Origin of the sequence: Actinoplanes sp. NPDC048791, from assembly GCF_040650095.1 — a bacterium.
Lineage (GTDB): Bacteria > Actinomycetota > Actinomycetes > Mycobacteriales > Micromonosporaceae > Actinoplanes.
Window position 1 is genome coordinate 1 of sequence record NZ_JBEZGQ010000094.1, and the last position, 15,416, is coordinate 15,416.

Annotated in this window: 17 protein-coding genes and 1 pseudogene; 6 read left to right on the forward strand and 12 right to left on the reverse strand. The window is 70.9% G+C overall.

Going from position 1 to position 15,416, the window contains the following annotated elements; genetic code table 11:
- Positions 1-363, forward strand: a pseudogene (locus AB0C29_RS10210) (chlorophyllase); the annotation flags it as partial.
- Here the strand turns inward: AB0C29_RS10210 and AB0C29_RS10215 are convergent.
- The 3 genes from AB0C29_RS10215 to AB0C29_RS10225 form a co-directional block, all read right to left on the reverse strand.
- Complete coding sequence (locus AB0C29_RS10215; RefSeq protein ID WP_360818026.1) at positions 360-1,319, reverse strand: zinc-binding dehydrogenase; 960 nt, start codon at positions 1,317-1,319, stop codon at positions 360-362. The pseudogene AB0C29_RS10210 and the gene AB0C29_RS10215 overlap by 4 nt on opposite strands.
- Before the next feature lie 264 nt (positions 1,320-1,583).
- Complete coding sequence (locus AB0C29_RS10220; RefSeq protein ID WP_360817999.1) at positions 1,584-2,810, reverse strand: NADP-dependent malic enzyme; 1,227 nt, start codon at positions 2,808-2,810, stop codon at positions 1,584-1,586.
- A 134-nt stretch (positions 2,811-2,944) separates the two neighbouring features.
- A complete protein-coding gene (locus AB0C29_RS10225) occupies positions 2,945-3,253 on the reverse strand; it encodes a S26 family signal peptidase (protein ID WP_360818002.1) in 309 nt (102 codons plus the stop codon).
- Between the two features lie 84 nt (positions 3,254-3,337).
- Between AB0C29_RS10225 and sodN the strand changes: the two genes are divergently transcribed.
- From sodN to AB0C29_RS10240, 3 genes are read left to right on the forward strand one after another with little or no spacing between them, the layout of a single operon-like run.
- Entirely contained in the window at positions 3,338-3,742 is a 405-nt protein-coding gene (sodN, locus tag AB0C29_RS10230; protein WP_203769414.1) for a superoxide dismutase, Ni, read from the forward strand.
- Entirely contained in the window at positions 3,739-4,239 is a 501-nt protein-coding gene (locus AB0C29_RS10235) for a GNAT family N-acetyltransferase (protein ID WP_360818005.1), read from the forward strand. The genes sodN and AB0C29_RS10235 overlap by 4 nt, the downstream gene beginning before the upstream one ends.
- Positions 4,240-4,277: 38 nt before the next feature.
- Complete coding sequence (locus AB0C29_RS10240; RefSeq protein WP_360818029.1) at positions 4,278-4,682, forward strand: ATP-binding protein; 405 nt, start codon at positions 4,278-4,280, stop codon at positions 4,680-4,682.
- A gap of 17 nt (positions 4,683-4,699) precedes the next feature.
- Here the strand turns inward: AB0C29_RS10240 and AB0C29_RS10245 are convergent, their stop codons facing one another.
- Together AB0C29_RS10245 and AB0C29_RS10250 are read right to left on the reverse strand one after the other, a co-directional pair.
- Positions 4,700-5,395, reverse strand: a complete 696-nt coding sequence (locus AB0C29_RS10245; RefSeq protein WP_360550485.1) for an FCD domain-containing protein — start codon at positions 5,393-5,395, stop codon at positions 4,700-4,702.
- A 65-nt stretch (positions 5,396-5,460) separates the two neighbouring features.
- Entirely contained in the window at positions 5,461-5,850 is a 390-nt protein-coding gene (locus AB0C29_RS10250) for a hypothetical protein (protein WP_360550487.1), read from the reverse strand.
- Between the two features lie 53 nt (positions 5,851-5,903).
- On the opposite strand from AB0C29_RS10250, the gene AB0C29_RS10255 reads away from it, so the two are divergent.
- Positions 5,904-6,854, forward strand: a complete 951-nt coding sequence (locus tag AB0C29_RS10255; protein ID WP_360818008.1) for a diacylglycerol kinase family protein — start codon at positions 5,904-5,906, stop codon at positions 6,852-6,854.
- A gap of 411 nt (positions 6,855-7,265) precedes the next feature.
- A complete protein-coding gene (locus AB0C29_RS10260) occupies positions 7,266-7,520 on the forward strand; it encodes a WhiB family transcriptional regulator (RefSeq protein ID WP_203769420.1) in 255 nt (84 codons plus the stop codon).
- A 289-nt stretch (positions 7,521-7,809) separates the two neighbouring features.
- Here AB0C29_RS10260 and AB0C29_RS10265 read toward each other — a convergent pair whose 3' ends face one another.
- From AB0C29_RS10265 to AB0C29_RS10295, 7 genes are all read right to left on the reverse strand, one after another.
- A complete protein-coding gene (locus tag AB0C29_RS10265; RefSeq protein ID WP_360818011.1) occupies positions 7,810-8,274 on the reverse strand; it encodes a hypothetical protein in 465 nt (154 codons plus the stop codon).
- Between the two features lie 165 nt (positions 8,275-8,439).
- Entirely contained in the window at positions 8,440-9,201 is a 762-nt protein-coding gene (locus AB0C29_RS10270) for a CbiX/SirB N-terminal domain-containing protein (protein WP_360818014.1), read from the reverse strand.
- Complete coding sequence (locus AB0C29_RS10275; RefSeq protein ID WP_360818017.1) at positions 9,183-9,947, reverse strand: phosphoadenylyl-sulfate reductase; 765 nt, start codon at positions 9,945-9,947, stop codon at positions 9,183-9,185. Before AB0C29_RS10275 ends, AB0C29_RS10270 begins: the two co-directional genes overlap by 19 nt.
- A gap of 151 nt (positions 9,948-10,098) precedes the next feature.
- The gene (locus tag AB0C29_RS10280) at positions 10,099-11,793 is read right to left on the reverse strand and encodes a nitrite/sulfite reductase (protein ID WP_360818020.1); all 1,695 of its coding nucleotides are present in this window, start codon (positions 11,791-11,793) and stop codon (positions 10,099-10,101) included.
- 295 nt (positions 11,794-12,088) lie between these two features.
- Positions 12,089-12,373 carry a hypothetical protein gene (locus tag AB0C29_RS10285; protein WP_360818023.1) on the reverse strand — a complete coding sequence of 95 codons (285 nt, stop codon included), beginning with the start codon at positions 12,371-12,373 and terminating at the stop codon, positions 12,089-12,091.
- A 73-nt stretch (positions 12,374-12,446) separates the two neighbouring features.
- Positions 12,447-13,991, reverse strand: coding sequence for a histidine kinase N-terminal domain-containing protein (locus AB0C29_RS10290; protein WP_360550501.1), 1,545 nt, complete (start codon positions 13,989-13,991; stop codon positions 12,447-12,449).
- Between the two features lie 39 nt (positions 13,992-14,030).
- Entirely contained in the window at positions 14,031-15,065 is a 1,035-nt protein-coding gene (locus tag AB0C29_RS10295; RefSeq protein ID WP_360818032.1) for an SIS domain-containing protein, read from the reverse strand.
- Between the last annotated feature and the right edge of the window lie 351 nt (positions 15,066-15,416).

Consider the following 15,416-nt stretch of genomic DNA (forward strand, 5'->3'; position numbering starts at 1 on the left):
GGCGGCATCACCACGCTGGGGATGCTCACCGCCGCCCGGGACGACCGGCTCACCGCCGCGGTGGTCCTGGCCGGGCGGCAGGTGCTGCCCGCGGCCTTCACCGGCCCGCCGATCCCCGTGCTCTTCGTGCACGGACGGCAGGACCGGACCGTACGGTACGCCGACGGGCTCGCCGCCTTCGAAGCCGTGCCGTGGCCCAAAGCCCTGCTCACCCTGCCCGACGCCGGCCACGTCGTCACCAGCGGCGCGCAGTTCGACCTGGTGTCCGACGCCACCACCGACTTCTGGCGGTGGAGCCTCTACGGCGATGCCGGCGCCGGACGGCGACTCGAACGGCGGGACAACCTCGACAGCGACCTTTAGTGCAGGTGGTCGACGGCCACCTTGCCGAAGATCTCGCCCGAGTTGAGCCGGGCGAAGGCGTCGCTCACCGCGGAGAAACCGTAGGTCGAGTCGATCACCGGGCGGATGTCGCGTTCGACGCACAGGTCCAGCAGGGCGGCCAGCTCCTCGGCCGTGCCCATCGTGCTGCCGAGGATCTCCAGCTGCATCATGAAGACCCGGCGCAGGTCGACCTTGGGGAACGGGCCGCCGGTCGCGCCACACACCACGATCCGGGCGCCGGGGGCCGAGCACTTCAGCGAGTGCTCGAAGGTCGGCGCGCCCACCGACTCGATCACCACGTCCACGCGTTCGGGCAGGCGGGCGCCCGGCTCGACCGCGGTGGCGCCCAGTTCGGTGATCCGCTCCCGCTTGGCGGCGTCGCGGCTGGTCGCGTACACCCGTTTGCCGAGCGCGGTCGCGAGCGCGACCGCGGCAGTGGCCACCCCGCCGCCCGCGCCCTGCACCAGGACCGACCCGGCGTCGGCGACGCGGCCGCGCGCGGTGAGCATGTGGTACGCGGTCAGCCACGCCGTGGGCAGGCAGGCCGCATCCAGGAACGAGATGCCGGCGGGCTTGGGCACCAGGTTCTCCGCCGGTACGGCGACCCGCTCGGCCAGCGTGCCCGGCCAGCGCTCGGACAACAACGAGAAGCCCCGCGGGTCCCCCGGATCCTTGATCACCGGATAGACCACGACCTCGTTGCCGTCGGTGTCCACACCGGACGCGTCACACCCGAGGATCATCGGCAGCCGGTCGGCGGGCAGGCCGACGCCCCGCAGCGACCAGATCTCATGATGGTTGAGCGAGCTGGCCCGCACATCGACGGTCACCCAGCCGTCCGGCGGGGACGGCTCGGGCTGGTCACCGACGGAAAGTCCGGCCAGCGGCTCGTCGGGCTTCGTCGCACTGGCGTAGGCGGCTCGCATACCCCGCAGCTTAGGCCGGACCCGCCGATCCTGTCGCCGGCCTGACCCAGCCGGGCAAAGCTGGGCGCGGCCCACCGAACACCGGGCGCGGCCAAGCGAACGCCCGGCAAAGCCGGGGCGCGGCCAAGCGGATGCCGGGCGCGGCCATGCGGATGCCGGGCATGCGAGACCCGGGCCTACCGGGGATCAGCGCGATCAGCCTGCTGCCCAGGCGGGCGATCAACGGTCCGCGGGGCAGGACGGGTCAACGCCCTGCCCCGCCGACCATGAAGCTCAGACCAGCGCCACCGGCACGGCCGGCCGAGCGACGAACCGCGCCACCCCGTCCTGCTCAGCCGCCCGCGCGACCGCCTCGGCCACCGCCGGAGCAACCCGCGGATCCAGCGCCGACGGCACGATCGCGTCGACCCGCAGCTCGTCCGCCACGACCTCAGCGATCGCCTCGGCCGCCGCCACCTTCATCCGCTCGGTGATCCGGGTGGCCCGGGCGTCCAGCGCACCCCGGAAGATGCCCGGGAAGGCCAGCACGTTGTTGATCTGGTTGGGGAAGTCGCTGCGGCCGGTCGCGACGATCGCCGCGTACTTGTGGGCCAGCGCCGGCGGGACCTCCGGCGTGGGGTTGGCCAGGGCGAAGATGATGCCGCCCGGCGCCATGCCGGCCAGCGCGTTCTCCTCGATCTGGCCGCCGGAGACGCCGATCAGCACGTCGGCGCCGATCAGCGCCTCCTTGATGCCACCGGTACGCCCGGAGTAGTTCGTGCCCTCCGCCAGCGCCGCCTTCGTCTCGGTGAGACCCGGACGGTCCGCGTGGATGATGCCCTGGGAGTCGCAGACGATGACGTTCGCGCCCTGGATGCCGGCCGCGATCAGGGTGTTCGTGATGGCCACCCCGGCCGCGCCCGCGCCGCTGATCACCACTCGCAGGTCGGCGAAGCGCCGGCCGAGCAGGGCGACCGCGTTACGCAGCGCGGCGAGCACGACGATCGCGGTGCCGTGCTGGTCGTCGTGGAAGACCGGGATGTCCAGCGCCTCGTCGAGGCGGCGTTCGATCTCGAAGCAGCGCGGGGCGCTGATGTCCTCGAGGTTGATCCCGCCGAACGAGGGGCCGAGCGCCTTGACCACGGCGATGATCCCCTCGATGTCCTGGGTGTCGAGGCAGATCGGGATGGCGTCGACGCCGCCGAACTGCTTGAACAGCACGGCCTTGCCCTCCATGACCGGCATCGCGGCCTTCGGGCCGATGTTGCCCAGCCCCAGCACGGCCGAGCCGTCGGTGACGACGGCCACCGTGTTGGCCGTCCAGGTGTAGTCGGCGGCGAGCTCGGGGTCGGCCGCGATGGCCTCGCAGACCCGGGCCACGCCCGGGGTGTAGGCCCGGGACAGATCGTCGCGGCTGGACAGCGGGACGGTGCAGGTGATCGCCATCTTGCCCTGCTTGTGCAGGTCGAAGACGGGGTCGGCCGCCAGGGCAGGGTCGAGTTCAAAACTGAAAAAAGACACAGGGACTCCAGACACGCATCGGAACGTCGGTGTGCCAGCCGGGACTCGCGCGAGTCTGCGCGGTCCGGCGTGCGATGCGGGGGTCACCCGGAACAAGCAACCGCAAGATTCAGGTGTGCTGCGGTTACCGGAGGTTAACTTAGCCGACCGGGACGCGGCCAGTAGCGAAACACCGCCTGTCCGATGACATCCGCCACCCCGTGGGTGCGGGAGTCGTCGGTGACGAACTCGTTGTCCCCCTCGACCCACCAGCCCCCTTCGTGCGGGCGAATCGCCCGTTTGACGACCAGCAGTTCCGGCCGGGCCCGGAAACGGGCCACCACGACCGACTGCGGCCGGACCCGCCGGACACGCCGCACGAGCAGGGCATCTCCGCCGTGCAGGGTGGGTGCCATGGACGGCCCTCGCACCAGTACGGCGAAGAGCGGCAATTGCCAAGTCATGGCATCAATCCCGGGGTCGAGGTTCGGTGTTCCGGTAAGGGGTAGTGTCGACTCGGATCATCGCAAACGTATGGAGGGGTCCTGATGCGACTTCCGCGTATTTTCACGCCGCGCACTGTGGTCAGCGCGCACTGCGACCTGCCCTGCGGGGTGTACGACCCGGCGCAGGCACGCATCGAGGCGGAGTCGGTGAAGGCCATCGCTGAGAAGTACCAGGCGAACACCGACCCCGAGTTCCGCACCCGCGCCATCCTCATCAAGGAGCAGCGCGCCGAGCTGGTCAAGCACCACCTGTGGGTGCTCTGGACCGATTACTTCAAGGCGCCGCACTTCGAGAAGTACCCGAACCTGAACCAGCTGTTCAACGAGGCCACCAAGCTCGCCGGCGCGTCCGGCGCCAAGGGCTCGATGGACCCCGCGGTCGGCGAGCAGCTGCTGGCCAAGATCGAGGAGATCTCCAAGATCTTCTGGGAGACCAAGCAGGCGTGAGCCCCGCAACGATCCGGCCGGTACGTCACGACGACGTGCCGGCCGTTGTCGCGATGGTGCACGAGCTCGCCGAGTTCGAGCGCGCCGCGGACTCCTGCCACCTCACCGAGGAGCAGCTGCGTACGGCCCTGTTCGGTGAGCACCCGGCGGTGTTCGGCCACGTCGCGGTCGACGCCGACGACACCCCGTACGGTTTCACGCTCTGGTTCCTGAATTTCTCCACGTGGGAGGGAACGCACGGCGTCCACCTGGAGGACCTGTACGTCCGCCCGCATGCCCGGGGCACCGGGGCGGGTGCGGCGCTGCTCGCCACGCTGGCCCAGGTCTGCGTGGAACGGGGTTACAAGCGCCTCGAGTGGGTGATGCTGGACTGGAATCCGGCCGCGGAGTTCTACGCCGCGATCGGGGCCGAGGTGGTGGCCGACTGGCTGCCGTACCGGCTGTCCGGCGCCGCGCTGACCCAACTCGCCGAGCGCGCCTCCCCCGTCAGGGGCTAGAGTTCTCCTCCATTGGGAGGATGGGTTCGGTGACTCAGCTGCAGACAACGCATCCGGAGCCGGCGTTCGGTGACGACGTCGTGCTGCTGACCGTGCCCGCCGACGGCGGGTACCTCGGCGTGCTCCGTACAGCCACGGCCGGCCTCGCTGCCCGCCTGCACTTCGCGCTCGACGAGATCGAGGACCTGCGCATCGCGGTCGACGAGGCCTGCGCCATGCTGCTGGCCATCGCCACCCGCGGCGCCGAGCTGGAATGCCGCTTCACGGTCACCGACGACGCGCTCACAGTCGAGGTGACGGTGTCGACAGTGCGCGGCGCCCGGCTGCCGTCGGAGTCGTCTTTCGCCTGGAAGGTGCTGACCGCGCTCACCACGTCGGCGTCCGCCGAGGCGACCGGCCGGCACGCCACGATCCGGCTGCTGACCCGCCGCACCGAGATCTGACCCGCGCCTGGAGAAGGTCAGCGCGCGGTCGCCACCATGATGTAGTCCAAGTGCCGCCGGCCGACCTCCATGGCGGCCGCCGCGTCGCCGGCCTTCACACACATCAGCAGCTCACGGTGGTCGGCGTCGATGCGCGCCCAGTAGTCGCCGGGCAGGTTCTCGACGATCTCCTCGCCGTAGGTGACGTGGTACAGCGGGCGGGTGACCAGCTCGAACAACGGATTGCCGGTCGCCGAGGCGACCGCCGCGTGAAAGGCCGCGTGCGCGGCCAGCATGGTCTGCAGCTCGTCCAGGTCGGGATCGAACATCGCGCCGCGCATCTCGATCAGGTTCGCATCCGTACGGCGTTGCGCGGCGAGCCCGGCGGCCGGCACCTCCAGGGCGCGGCGCAGCTCCAGCAGATCGGCCATGCCCACCTCGGCGGAGTTGCTCAGCAGAGTGAGCCCCGTGGAGAGCGCCTCGGAGAGCTGCTCGGCGTCGGGGTGCGCGACGAAGCTGCCGCCCGTGACACCCCGGGTGGTGACGATCAGGTGCTGGCTGGCCAGCAGACGTAACGCCTCGCGGACGGTGCTGCGGCTCACGCCCGAACGGACGCACAACTCAGGCTCCGGTGGCAGCCGCTCCCCCGGCTGCAACCGGCCCGACGTGATCTCGTCGCGCAGTTCGTCCGCCAGGAGCTGGTACGCCGGCGGGCGCACCGTCGGTCCGGCCACTGCCCTCACCCCCTTGTGATCCGCCCACTCAGAGTAGGCCGTCGGACGCGGGTGGGAAGGGGGCTTCAGTCGAGTCCGAGCGCGCGTGTGGTCGGCGGCAGCACACAGAGCAGGCCGACTCCGGCGCCGAGCACCATCAGCAGCGCGCCGATCCACGCCGTACCGGTCTGGAGCAGGAAGCCGCCGGAGGCGATCACGAAGAGCTGCACGACGATGGCCGGGCCGCGGGCGTGCGTCGAGCGCCGCGCCAGCGCGCGTGCGACGAAGACCACAGCGACGGCCGCGACGGCCGCGAAACCGGTGAGTGCGACGGCGACCGCGATGCTGCCGGCCTCGGCGGTGAAGTCCAGCACCAGCAGGTACGCGGTCAGCACCACGAGCGCGACGGCCTCCGCGAAGAGCAGGCGTACCGCCCAGACCAGCGTCGCCGGGGAATCGAGTTCTCGGGGGGTCACCGCTGTACGATACCGGCCAGCTCAGAGCGTTCCTGAGAGGTACAGTGCCGCCCATGCGAGCGTTACTGGTGGTTAATCCAAAAGCCACCACGACGAATGAGCGCAGCCGCGACGTCCTGGTCCGGGCCCTGCGCAGCGAGGTCGACCTGACCGTCGAATACACCATGAAACGCGGTCACGCCGCGGGTCTGGCGCGGGCGGCCGCCGAGAGCGGCGTCGATGTGGTGGTGACGCTCGGCGGGGACGGCACGGTGAACGAGGCCGTGAACGGGCTGATGACCGCCGACCCCGGACTCGCGGCCCGGGGCACCGCACCGGCCTTCCGGCTGCCGGCGCTCGCCGTCGTCCCGGGTGGCTCCACCAACGTCTTCGCCCGCGCGCTGGGGTTGCCGCGCGACTGGGTCGACGGCACCAGCGTGATCCTGGACGGGCTGCGCTCGGGCCGACACCGGGTGATCGGGCTCGGCCGGGCCGACGACCGCTACTTCACCTTCACGGCCGGGCTCGGGCTGGACGCGGCCGTGGTACGCCGGGTCGAGCAGGCACGGCTGCGGGGCCGCACGTCCACTCCCTCGCTTTATGTCCGGTCGATGATCGGGCAGATCTTCTCGGGCGAGGACCGCAAGTCGCCCCCGCTCTCGATCGAGCGACCCGGCGAGGAGCCGGAGACCGGTCTGGGCACCGTCATCATCCAGAACACGGCCCCGTGGACCTACGTCGGCGACCGCGCCATCAACCCGAACCCCGAGGCCTCGTTCGACCGGGGACTTGACCTGCTGGCCGTTCGTAACCTATACATCGCCAGCACAACACGGACAGTGACGCAGATGGTCTCCCGCAACGCGGATCCGCACGGCAAGCACGTGCTGCGCCTGCACGACCAGGCCGACTTCACCGTCATCGCCAGCCGCCCGCAGCCCTTCCAGCTCGACGGGGACTACCTGGGCGAACGCCAGAAGGTGCACTTCCTGTCCGTTCCCGAAGCCCTACGTGTGATCTGCTGAGGATCGGGTACGCCGATCGGAACCTCATCACGATCTGTTACAGAAAGACGGGCAAAAGGTCGGCAACGCGGCGCGTACCGTACTACATTGATAGGAGCGGTCGTCCGCCGGTCCTGGAAGAACCCCCAGAACCGGACAAAGGGGTCGTGAGCTAGCTCACCCGCTGGGAGAATTTCCGAGCGCTACCCTTGACATCGCGGGAGTTCGTGAAAGCATTCACAAGCGATAAGAAGTAACCCGATGCCGCTCGTGCACGTTCCTTAATCCAGAAGGCACGGAACGGCATCGCGCACAAAGCTTGCTCACGCACCGGTGATCTGACGAACGCTGTCCGTCGGTCCCGGCGCGGATGCAGATAAAAGTAAGTAGCACCATTCTCTACCCAATCCAGAAACAAGGAGTGTTGCCGCCATGGACTGGCGTCACCATGCGATCTGCCGCGACGAGGACCCGGAGCTGTTCTTCCCGATCGGGACGTCTGGCCCCGCACTCCTGCAGGTCGAGCAGGCCAAGGCCGTCTGCCGGCGGTGTACCGTGACCGAGTCGTGCCTCGCCTGGGCGCTCGAGTCCGGACAGGACGCCGGCGTATGGGGCGGTATGAGCGAGGACGAGCGTCGCGCAGTCAAGCGTCGCGGCGGCCTCCGGGTCAGTGCCCCCACCGCCTGAACAATCCCCTCACAGCATTCACGCCCCGGGCCACATCGGCTCCGGGGCGTCGTGCTGTCCGGGACCCTACCGCTGACCGACTCCGATCATCGGCTGTTTCGATGCGATTACGCCACGCAATGGTGACGCACGGCATGAATGCGATCACGGCCGCTCGCGAAATGATCTCGAAATTACCGTTATCGAAGCCACTATTCGTCGATGCCCGCCCACCCTCCGCAGTGGACACCCGCGCAGCCGGACGATCACTCAATGTGGTCACTGGAGAGCGTGACGGCCTGTGACCGCCTCAATCGAGTGACCGGCGGAGCCGGATGAGGGCGCTGAGCACCTCGCCACGGTGCCGGGCGGACTTGAGCCACGCCGGCAGCCGGGCGATCAATGTCATGCCCTGGCCCGCCATGCCCCGCTCCCGCAACCCGGCCGCGAGGTGTCCCTCCAGCAGTTCCAGGTGCGCGCGGTTGAAGGCCCACAGAGTCCGCCCACCGCAACACGTCGTCCGTAGCCACAGCGGCAACCCGAAGTACGGGTCGATCGGGCCACCCCAGCACGACCACTGCCCCGCCGCGCGGAACGCCGACCGCCCACAGCCGGGACACACGAACCGGCGGGGCCAGAAGAGCTCGAGCTCGCCGTCGACCGGCTCAGCGAGGACGAACGCCCGGCCACCGCACCGAGGGCAGACGACGTCGACGTCGGTCGCGAGGTCATAGATCCGCGTCCCCGGATCGCGGTACCGAAGCTCGCCTGCCATGCCGGCCAGAGTGCCGCAGAGCACCGGCCGGAGCACCCGAATTCCGCCCGACCCTGGTCTTGCGGCCCGTGACCCGGCGCGGAGCGATGATCCGGCGTCGCGATCAGGCAGCCCAGGAGAGCGAGCCGCCGCGATCAGGCAGCCCAGGAGAGCGAGCCGCCGCGATCAGGCGGCGAGCGCGGCGACCGCGCCGGCCCGAGGAGCCGTAGCCTCCAGCACCCGCCCCGCGACCAGCGCGGCGATGGACGGAACGTCCGTCAGCGGCTCGGCCGCCGCAACGATCCCCGCCTCCCGAGCCGAAGCCACCGTGGAATCCCACAGCAGCCCAGGCGCAAGAAAGTACGAAACCACAGCGACCCGCTCATACCCCGCACCCCGGAGATCACGAACGACGTCACCCGACAGCGGCGGGGCGGCCGAGGCATACGCCACCCGGCACGGCACCCCCACACGAGCGCTCAGGGCCGCCGCAGCCTGCTCCACCGTCGCCCGCGCCGCAGCGTTACGGGTCCCCGCTGCCGCCAGCACCAGCGCATCCGCCGCAACCGGGCCCAGCCGCGTCACCAGACCGTCCAGCAGCAGCCCGGGCACGCGACCGCCGACCGGCCCCAGCACCTCGGCCTGCGAGACCTCCAGCCCCGGATGCTCGGCCCGGGCTGCGGTGATCTCCCCCGGCACGTCGACCCGGCCGTGGTACGCCGAGGTCAGCAGCAACGGGACCAGCACCGCCCGCCGGTGATCGGCCTCGGCGTACGAGGCCAGCACCTCCCGTGGGCGTGGGCCGGCGTGGTCGAGGTAGGAGGCTCGCACCTCCCACTCCGGGTGCCGGGCCGCGACAGCCCGGGTCAGCGCCTCGGTCGCCCGGGCGGCGCGTGGGTCACGGCTGCCGTGGGCGGTCAGCGTGACGGCTAGACGTGCAGGCCGCATTCGGTCTTCTCGAACATCGCCCAGCGGCCCGCGCGGGGGTCCTCGCCGGCCTTGGTGCGCCGGGTGCACGGCCAGCAGCCGATCGAGCCGTACCCCTTCTTGAAGAGTTCGTTGACCGGCACGTTCCAGCGGGCGATGTAGCGGTCCACGTCGGCCTGGGTCCAGGCCGCGATCGGGTTGACCTTGACCTTGCCCTTCTTGGCGTCGAAGGCCACGACCGGGGTGTTGGCCCGGGTCGGGGACTCGTCGCGGCGCAGGCCGGTGGCCCAGGAGTCGTAGTCGCTCAGGGCGCGCTCGAGCGGCTCGACCTTGCGCAGGAAGCAGCACTCGTCCGGGCTGCGGGCGAAGAGCCGGGGCCCGAACTCGCCGTCCTGCTGGCCGACGGTCATCCGCGGGCGGATCGAGCGCACGTTGACGTCCATCGTGCGGGCGACCGTGTCGCGGACCTTGAGGGTCTCGGGGAAGTGCAGGCCGGTGTCGAGGAACACCACGTCCACGCCGGGCGACACCCGGGAGAACAGGTGCGCGACGACCGCGTCGGCCATCGAGCTGGTCACGCAGAAGCGGTCGCCGAAGGTGCTGGTCGCCCAGCGGGCGATCTCCTCGGCGGGGGCACCCTCGAGGGCGACACCGGCGGCGTCCGCGAGCGACTTGAGTTCGGCGGGGTTGCGGCGGGTCGGATCGGCCGGGGCGGCGGGGGCCCCGAGGGACACCAGTCCCAGGCCGGCGGCGGTCACCACAGTCATCGGTTCACTCCCTTGGCGAGCAGTCCGTTGAACTTGACCGTGAAAACACGGGCGCAGGAGTGGCACTCCCAGGCACCGTGCGAAGCCTCGTTGGGACGAAGGTCCTCTTCACCGCAGTAGGGGCAGTAGAGCGGGGCTGATCTGGCGTCGCTCATTTCACGAGCTCCTCTTCCGCCCGGATGACCCAGTCGGCGAAGGTCTCGCCGTCGCCGCGGCCGGCCAGGTAGTTGCGGGCGAGGCGCTCCACGTACCCGGGGAGCTCCTCCGCGGTGGCCTTCAGGCCCCGCACCTTGCGGCCGAAGCCGGCGGTCTGGCCCTGCGCCATGCCGAGGCCGCCGCCGAGGTGGATCTGGAAGCCCTCGACCTGCTCGCCGTGCTCGTTCATGACGAGCATGCCCTTGAGGCCGATGTCGGCCACCTGGGTGCGGGCGCAGGCATTGGGGCAGCCGTTGATGTGGATCGAGATGTCGGCGTCGAAGTCGCGCAGCCGCTCCTCCAGCCGGGCGACGAGCTCCTCGCCGCGGGCCTTGGTCTCGACGATCGCGAGCTTGCAGTACTCGATGCCGGTGCAGGCCATGGTGCCGCGGCGCCAGGCCGACGGCCGGGCTTCCAGCCCGATCCCGCGCAGGCCCGCGACCAGCGGTTCGACCTGGTCGTCGGCGATGTCCAGGACCAGGAGCTTCTGGTACGGGGTGAGCCGCACCCGGTCGGAGCCGTGGGCCGCCACCAGGTCGGCCAGCTTGCTGAGCTGCACGCCGGAGGAACGGCCGACGACCGGCGCCGCACCCACGTAGTTCCGGCCGTCGCGCTGCTTGTGCACGCCGATGTGGTCGACCGGCTTGTCCGGCAGCGCCGGCGGCGGCCCGTCGATCAGGGCCCGGCCCAGGTATTCCTTCTCCAGGACCTCGCGGAACTTCGCCACGCCCCAGTCGGCCAGCAGGAACTTCAGCCGGGCCCGGTTGCGCAGGCGCCGGTAGCCGTAGTCGCGGAAGATCCCGACCACGCCCTCCCAGACGTCCGGGATCTCGTCCAGCGGCACCCACACGCCCAGCCGCTCGGCGAGCCGCGGGTTGGTGGAGAGGCCGCCGCCGACCCAGACGTCGAAGCCCGGCCCGTGCTGCGGGTGCACCACACCGAGCAGCGCGATGTCGTTCACCTCGTGGGGCGTATCGGCCAGCCACGAGATGGACGTCTTGAACTTGCGGGGCAGGTTGGAGTAGCGCGGGTCACCGAGATACCGCTCGACGATCGTGTCGATGGCCGGGGTCGGGTCGATGACCTCCTCGGTGGAGACACCGGCGACCGGGCTGCCCAGCACGACGCGCGGGCAGTCGCCGCACGCCTCGGTGGTCTCCAGGCCGACCGCCTCCAGCCGGCGCCAGATCTCCGGCATGTCCTCGACCCGGATCCAGTGCAGCTGGATGTTCTGCCGGTCGGTGATGTCGGCGGAGCCGCGGGCGAACTCGGTGGAGATGTCGGCGATGGTGCGCAGCTGGGCGAGGTTGAGGGCGCCGCCGTCGATGCGGACGCGGAGCATGAAGTACTCGTCCTCGAGCTCGTGCGGCTCGAGCACCGCGGTGCGACCGCCGTCGATCCCCGCCTTGCGCTGGGTGTAGAGGCCCCACCAGCGGAAACGCCCCCGCAGGTCCTGCGGGTCGATGCCCGCGAAGCCGGTGTGGGCGTAGATGTTCTCGATCCGGGCCCGGACGTTGAGCGGGTTGTCGTCCTTCTTGATCCGCTCGTTCGGGTTCAGCGGCTCGCGGTGTCCGAGCGCCCACTGGCCCTCGCCACGCGCCTTACGGGGGCGAGCGGCGGGCTTGGTGGCCGGGGTGCTGTCCAGCGCCATGTCGGCGTTCCTCCAGGTAATTCTGCCGGTGGGCGCGCTGTACGCGGTCGGCTCCTGTGAGGGCTCGCGACTTCAATGTCTGGCGAGGGCCGGCGCGTCGTGCGCGCCCGAAAAAAGAGATCGGGCGGCGTCAGGAAGCCGGACACATCGCGCTGCGGACACGGCCGTAATCAACGTGGCGACGAGCCACGAAGCGGCGGTCAACTGCAGCGGTCATGCCGGTAAGCCTCTCACGCGAGACCCTTTACGGCCAGTGCGGTCCAGATTCCGGGAGTGTGGCGGCGGACACCGTGAGTCAGAGGTCCTGAGCGGCGTCGTGCCGGCGGTGCCACAGCAGCCGCAGCCACTCGTTGGCGCCCGCCGCGGGCTCCACGGCCGGCAGCGGGGTCGGCGCGGTCTCCACCAGCTGCAACAGCCGCCAGGCCAGGCCGAAACACTCGTCGTCGCCGAAACCGCGGACCAGCAGCCGGGCCTCGTCGTCGCTCACCGGCCACCGCACGGCCTGCAGGCGACGTTCCAGCTCGCCGAAGGCCGCGTCACCGGCCTCGGAGTCGTCCGCTTCGGACGGCAGGGGGCCCAACTCGACAAATCGAAGAACCTCATTACGGACACCCATTGCCCGATCTTCACACAGCCGGGCAAGTTCGGACGATTCAGCGCTTGCCGAGCGGCACCACCAGGACGGCCTCGGTGCCGCCGCCGGCCCGGTTGCGCAGCTCGATGCTGCCGCGCAGCTCACCGGTGGCCAGCGCACGGACGATCTGCAGGCCGAGCCGGCCGCTCGCGTCGGCGTGGAACTCGTCCGGCAGGCCCTGGCCGTTGTCCGCCACGGTCACGTGCAGCTGCTTGCGGAACCGGTGCGCCGAGACCACCACCTCGCCGGTCGGGGCCGGCGGGGTCAGCGACGGCTCGGGCGCCGGGGCGTCCTCGTCGGGCGCCGGGAAGCCGTGCTCCACCGCGTTGATCAGCAGCTCGTTGAGGACCATCACCAGCGAGGTGGCGATCTCCGCCGGCAGTACGCCGAACGTGCCCTCGCGGCGCATCTTGACCGTGATCTCGGTGGCCGCGACCTCGGTGGCCGCCGTGGCGACCCGGTCCACGATGCCGTCGAAGTCGACCGCCTCGTCGCTCGACATGGACAGCGTCTCGTGCACCAGGGCGATCGAGGCCACCCGCCGTACGGATTCCTGCAGGGCCACCCGGGCCTCCGGGGCGTTGACCCGCCGGGCCTGCAGGCGCAGCAGCGCCGCGACCGTCTGCAGGTTGTTCTTGACCCGGTGGTGGATCTCGCGGATCGTCGCGTCCTTGGTCATCAGGGCCCGGTCCCGGCGGCGGACCTCGGTGACGTCCCGGGCCAGCACCAGCGCGCCGATCGGCACACCCGCCGGCATCAGCGGGAGCGCCCGGATCAGCACGGTCGCGCCGCGGGCCTCCACCTCCTTGCGGGGAGGGGCCTCGCCGCGCAAGGAGGTGAGGATGCGTTCCGCCGCGTCGGTGCCCTCGAGCGGGTCGGCGGCCAGCCGGCTGGAGAGCACCGACAGCTCCTCGCCGACCAGGTGGGCGTTGAAACCGAGCCGCCGGTACGCGGACTGCGCGTTCGGGCTGGCGTAGGTGACCTTGCCGCCGGCGTCGAGGCGGATCAGCCCGTCGCCGACGCGCGGCGCGGACGTGGTCTCGCCCGGGTGCGCGGGCGGCGGGAACGTGCCGTCGGCGACCATCTGGGCCAGGTCGTCGGCCGTGGTCAGGTAGTTGAGCTCCAGCTGGCTCGGGGTGCGCGCGGTGGACAGGTTGGTGTCGCGGCCGATCACCGCGATGACCTCGATGTTCTCGTCGGCGCCGCGCAGCCGTACCGGGATCGCCTCGTGCCGGGCCGGGGTGTCGCCGTACCAGACCGGGTCGCCCTCGCGCCAGATCCGGCCCTGGGTGAACGCGATGTCGAGGTGGGCGACCTCGGGGCCGCCCACCTTCTTGCCCACCTGGTCGTCCTGGTACGCCGTCGAGGACGTGTTGGGCCGGACCTGGGCGACGCAGAGGAACTCCCGCGGGCCCTCCTCACCTCGCAGCGGCACCCAGAGCAGCAGGTCAGCGAAGGAGAGGTCGGACAGCAACTGCCAGTCGCCGGCGAGCCGGGTCAGGTGGTCGATGTCGTCAGGACCGAGGCCGGTGTGTTCTTCGGCGAGATCGCGCAGCGTGGACACCGCACAAGCCTGCCATGCCCATGTTGCGGGCCGTCACGATCAGAGCGTGGACGTGACCTTGTTCAGGCCGCGCGGCGCGTCCGGGTCCTCACCACGGGCCAGCGCCAGGGCCAGGGCCAGGCGCTGGAGGGGCAGGATGTCGAGCAGCGGCGCATAGCGCTCGTCGACCGCCGGGACGGCGAGCCGGCCGGCGGCGCCGGGGATGTCGGTGGCCCCGACGGTGACGACGTCGGCGCGTCGCTCACCCAGGCGGGTCACCACGTCGGCCATGGAGGCGCCGCCGGGCCCGGTGCCGACAACAGCGAGCACCGGTACGTCGGGATCCGTCATCGCCAGCGGCCCGTGCAACAGGTCGGCGCCCGAGAAGGCCAGTGCCGGCAGGTACGACGTCTCCATCAGCTTGAGGGCGGTCTCCCGGGCGGTCGGGTACGCGTACCCCCGGCCGGTTGTGACCAGGCGCGACGCGAAGCGGTAGCGCTGCGCCAGCTCGTCCGCGCCGTGATCGCCCAGCGCGTCCTCGGCGAGCTGCGGCAGCTTCCCGAGCGCGGCGCGTTCCTCGGCGGGCAGGGTGCCGTCGCCGTTGCGGATGCCCTCGACCAGCAGCAACAACGCGAACAGCTCCGCCGTGTAGGTCTTGGTGGCGGCGACAGCGCGCTCGTGACCGGCCGCCACATCCACCGAGAGCTCGGCGGTCTGAGCCAGCGTGGAGGCAGGATTGTTGGTCACCGCGAGGGTCAGCGCGCCGCTCTCCCGGGCGACCTTGAGCACCTCGGTGAGGTCGGGCGAACCGCCGCTCTGGCTGACCCCCACGACCAGCGCGTCCTTGAGGTCGGGGCGGGCGCCGTAGAGGGTGATGGCGCTGGGCGAGGCGAGGCCGACCGGCAGGCCGAGCCGGATCTCGGTCAGGTACGCGGCGTAGAGCGCGGCGTGGTCGGAGGTGCCGCGGCCGACGAAGACCACGTGGCGCGGGCGCCGCTCGGCCACCCGGGCAGCGGCTTCCGCGATGGCTTTCGCGGACTCTCCCTCCAGCAGCCGTGCGTAACCTCCCGGCTGCTCTGCGATGTCGGCCGCCATTCCCTGGCCTCGCTGCGTCACTGGTCCTCCCCCTCATGCGCGGTACAGCTCGATCGGTGCGCAGTCTTGCACTTTTGAGCCGCAAAACGCAACGTTTCGAGCACAGATGCGCACGGATTGCGGCCTGACATATCGAGATTCGTCGCCTAGGCTCGCGTCGGTGGCACACGGCGTGCCATGCGAGGAAGGCGTGGCCATGGAAGACCCCCGGCGCTCCGCCGATCGCGACCTCGAGCAGGCCCGCGCGGCCCTCGAGCGTGGCGAGATGCACCACGCCGCCGATCACCTGGCCGGCGCCATCGCGCACGCGCCGACCCTGCCCGAGACCCACGAGCTGCTCAGCCGGCTGGC

Coding starts and splice junctions, on each gene's coding strand:
- AB0C29_RS10265 (WP_360818011.1), bottom strand. CDS start 8,274: ATGGCAGGCGAGCTTCGGTACCGCGATCCGGGGACGCGGATCTATGAC.
- AB0C29_RS10280 (WP_360818020.1), bottom strand. CDS start 11,793: ATGGCGCTGGACAGCACCCCGGCCACCAAGCCCGCCGCTCGCCCCCGT.
- AB0C29_RS10275 (WP_360818017.1), bottom strand. CDS start 9,947: ATGACTGTGGTGACCGCCGCCGGCCTGGGACTGGTGTCCCTCGGGGCC.
- AB0C29_RS10270 (WP_360818014.1), bottom strand. CDS start 9,201: ATGCGGCCTGCACGTCTAGCCGTCACGCTGACCGCCCACGGCAGCCGT.
- AB0C29_RS10295 (WP_360818032.1), bottom strand. CDS start 15,065: ATGGCGGCCGACATCGCAGAGCAGCCGGGAGGTTACGCACGGCTGCTG.
- sodN (WP_203769414.1), top strand. CDS start 3,338: ATGCGACTTCCGCGTATTTTCACGCCGCGCACTGTGGTCAGCGCGCAC.
- AB0C29_RS10260 (WP_203769420.1), top strand. CDS start 7,266: ATGGACTGGCGTCACCATGCGATCTGCCGCGACGAGGACCCGGAGCTG.
- AB0C29_RS10225 (WP_360818002.1), bottom strand. CDS start 3,253: ATGACTTGGCAATTGCCGCTCTTCGCCGTACTGGTGCGAGGGCCGTCC.
- AB0C29_RS10255 (WP_360818008.1), top strand. CDS start 5,904: ATGCGAGCGTTACTGGTGGTTAATCCAAAAGCCACCACGACGAATGAG.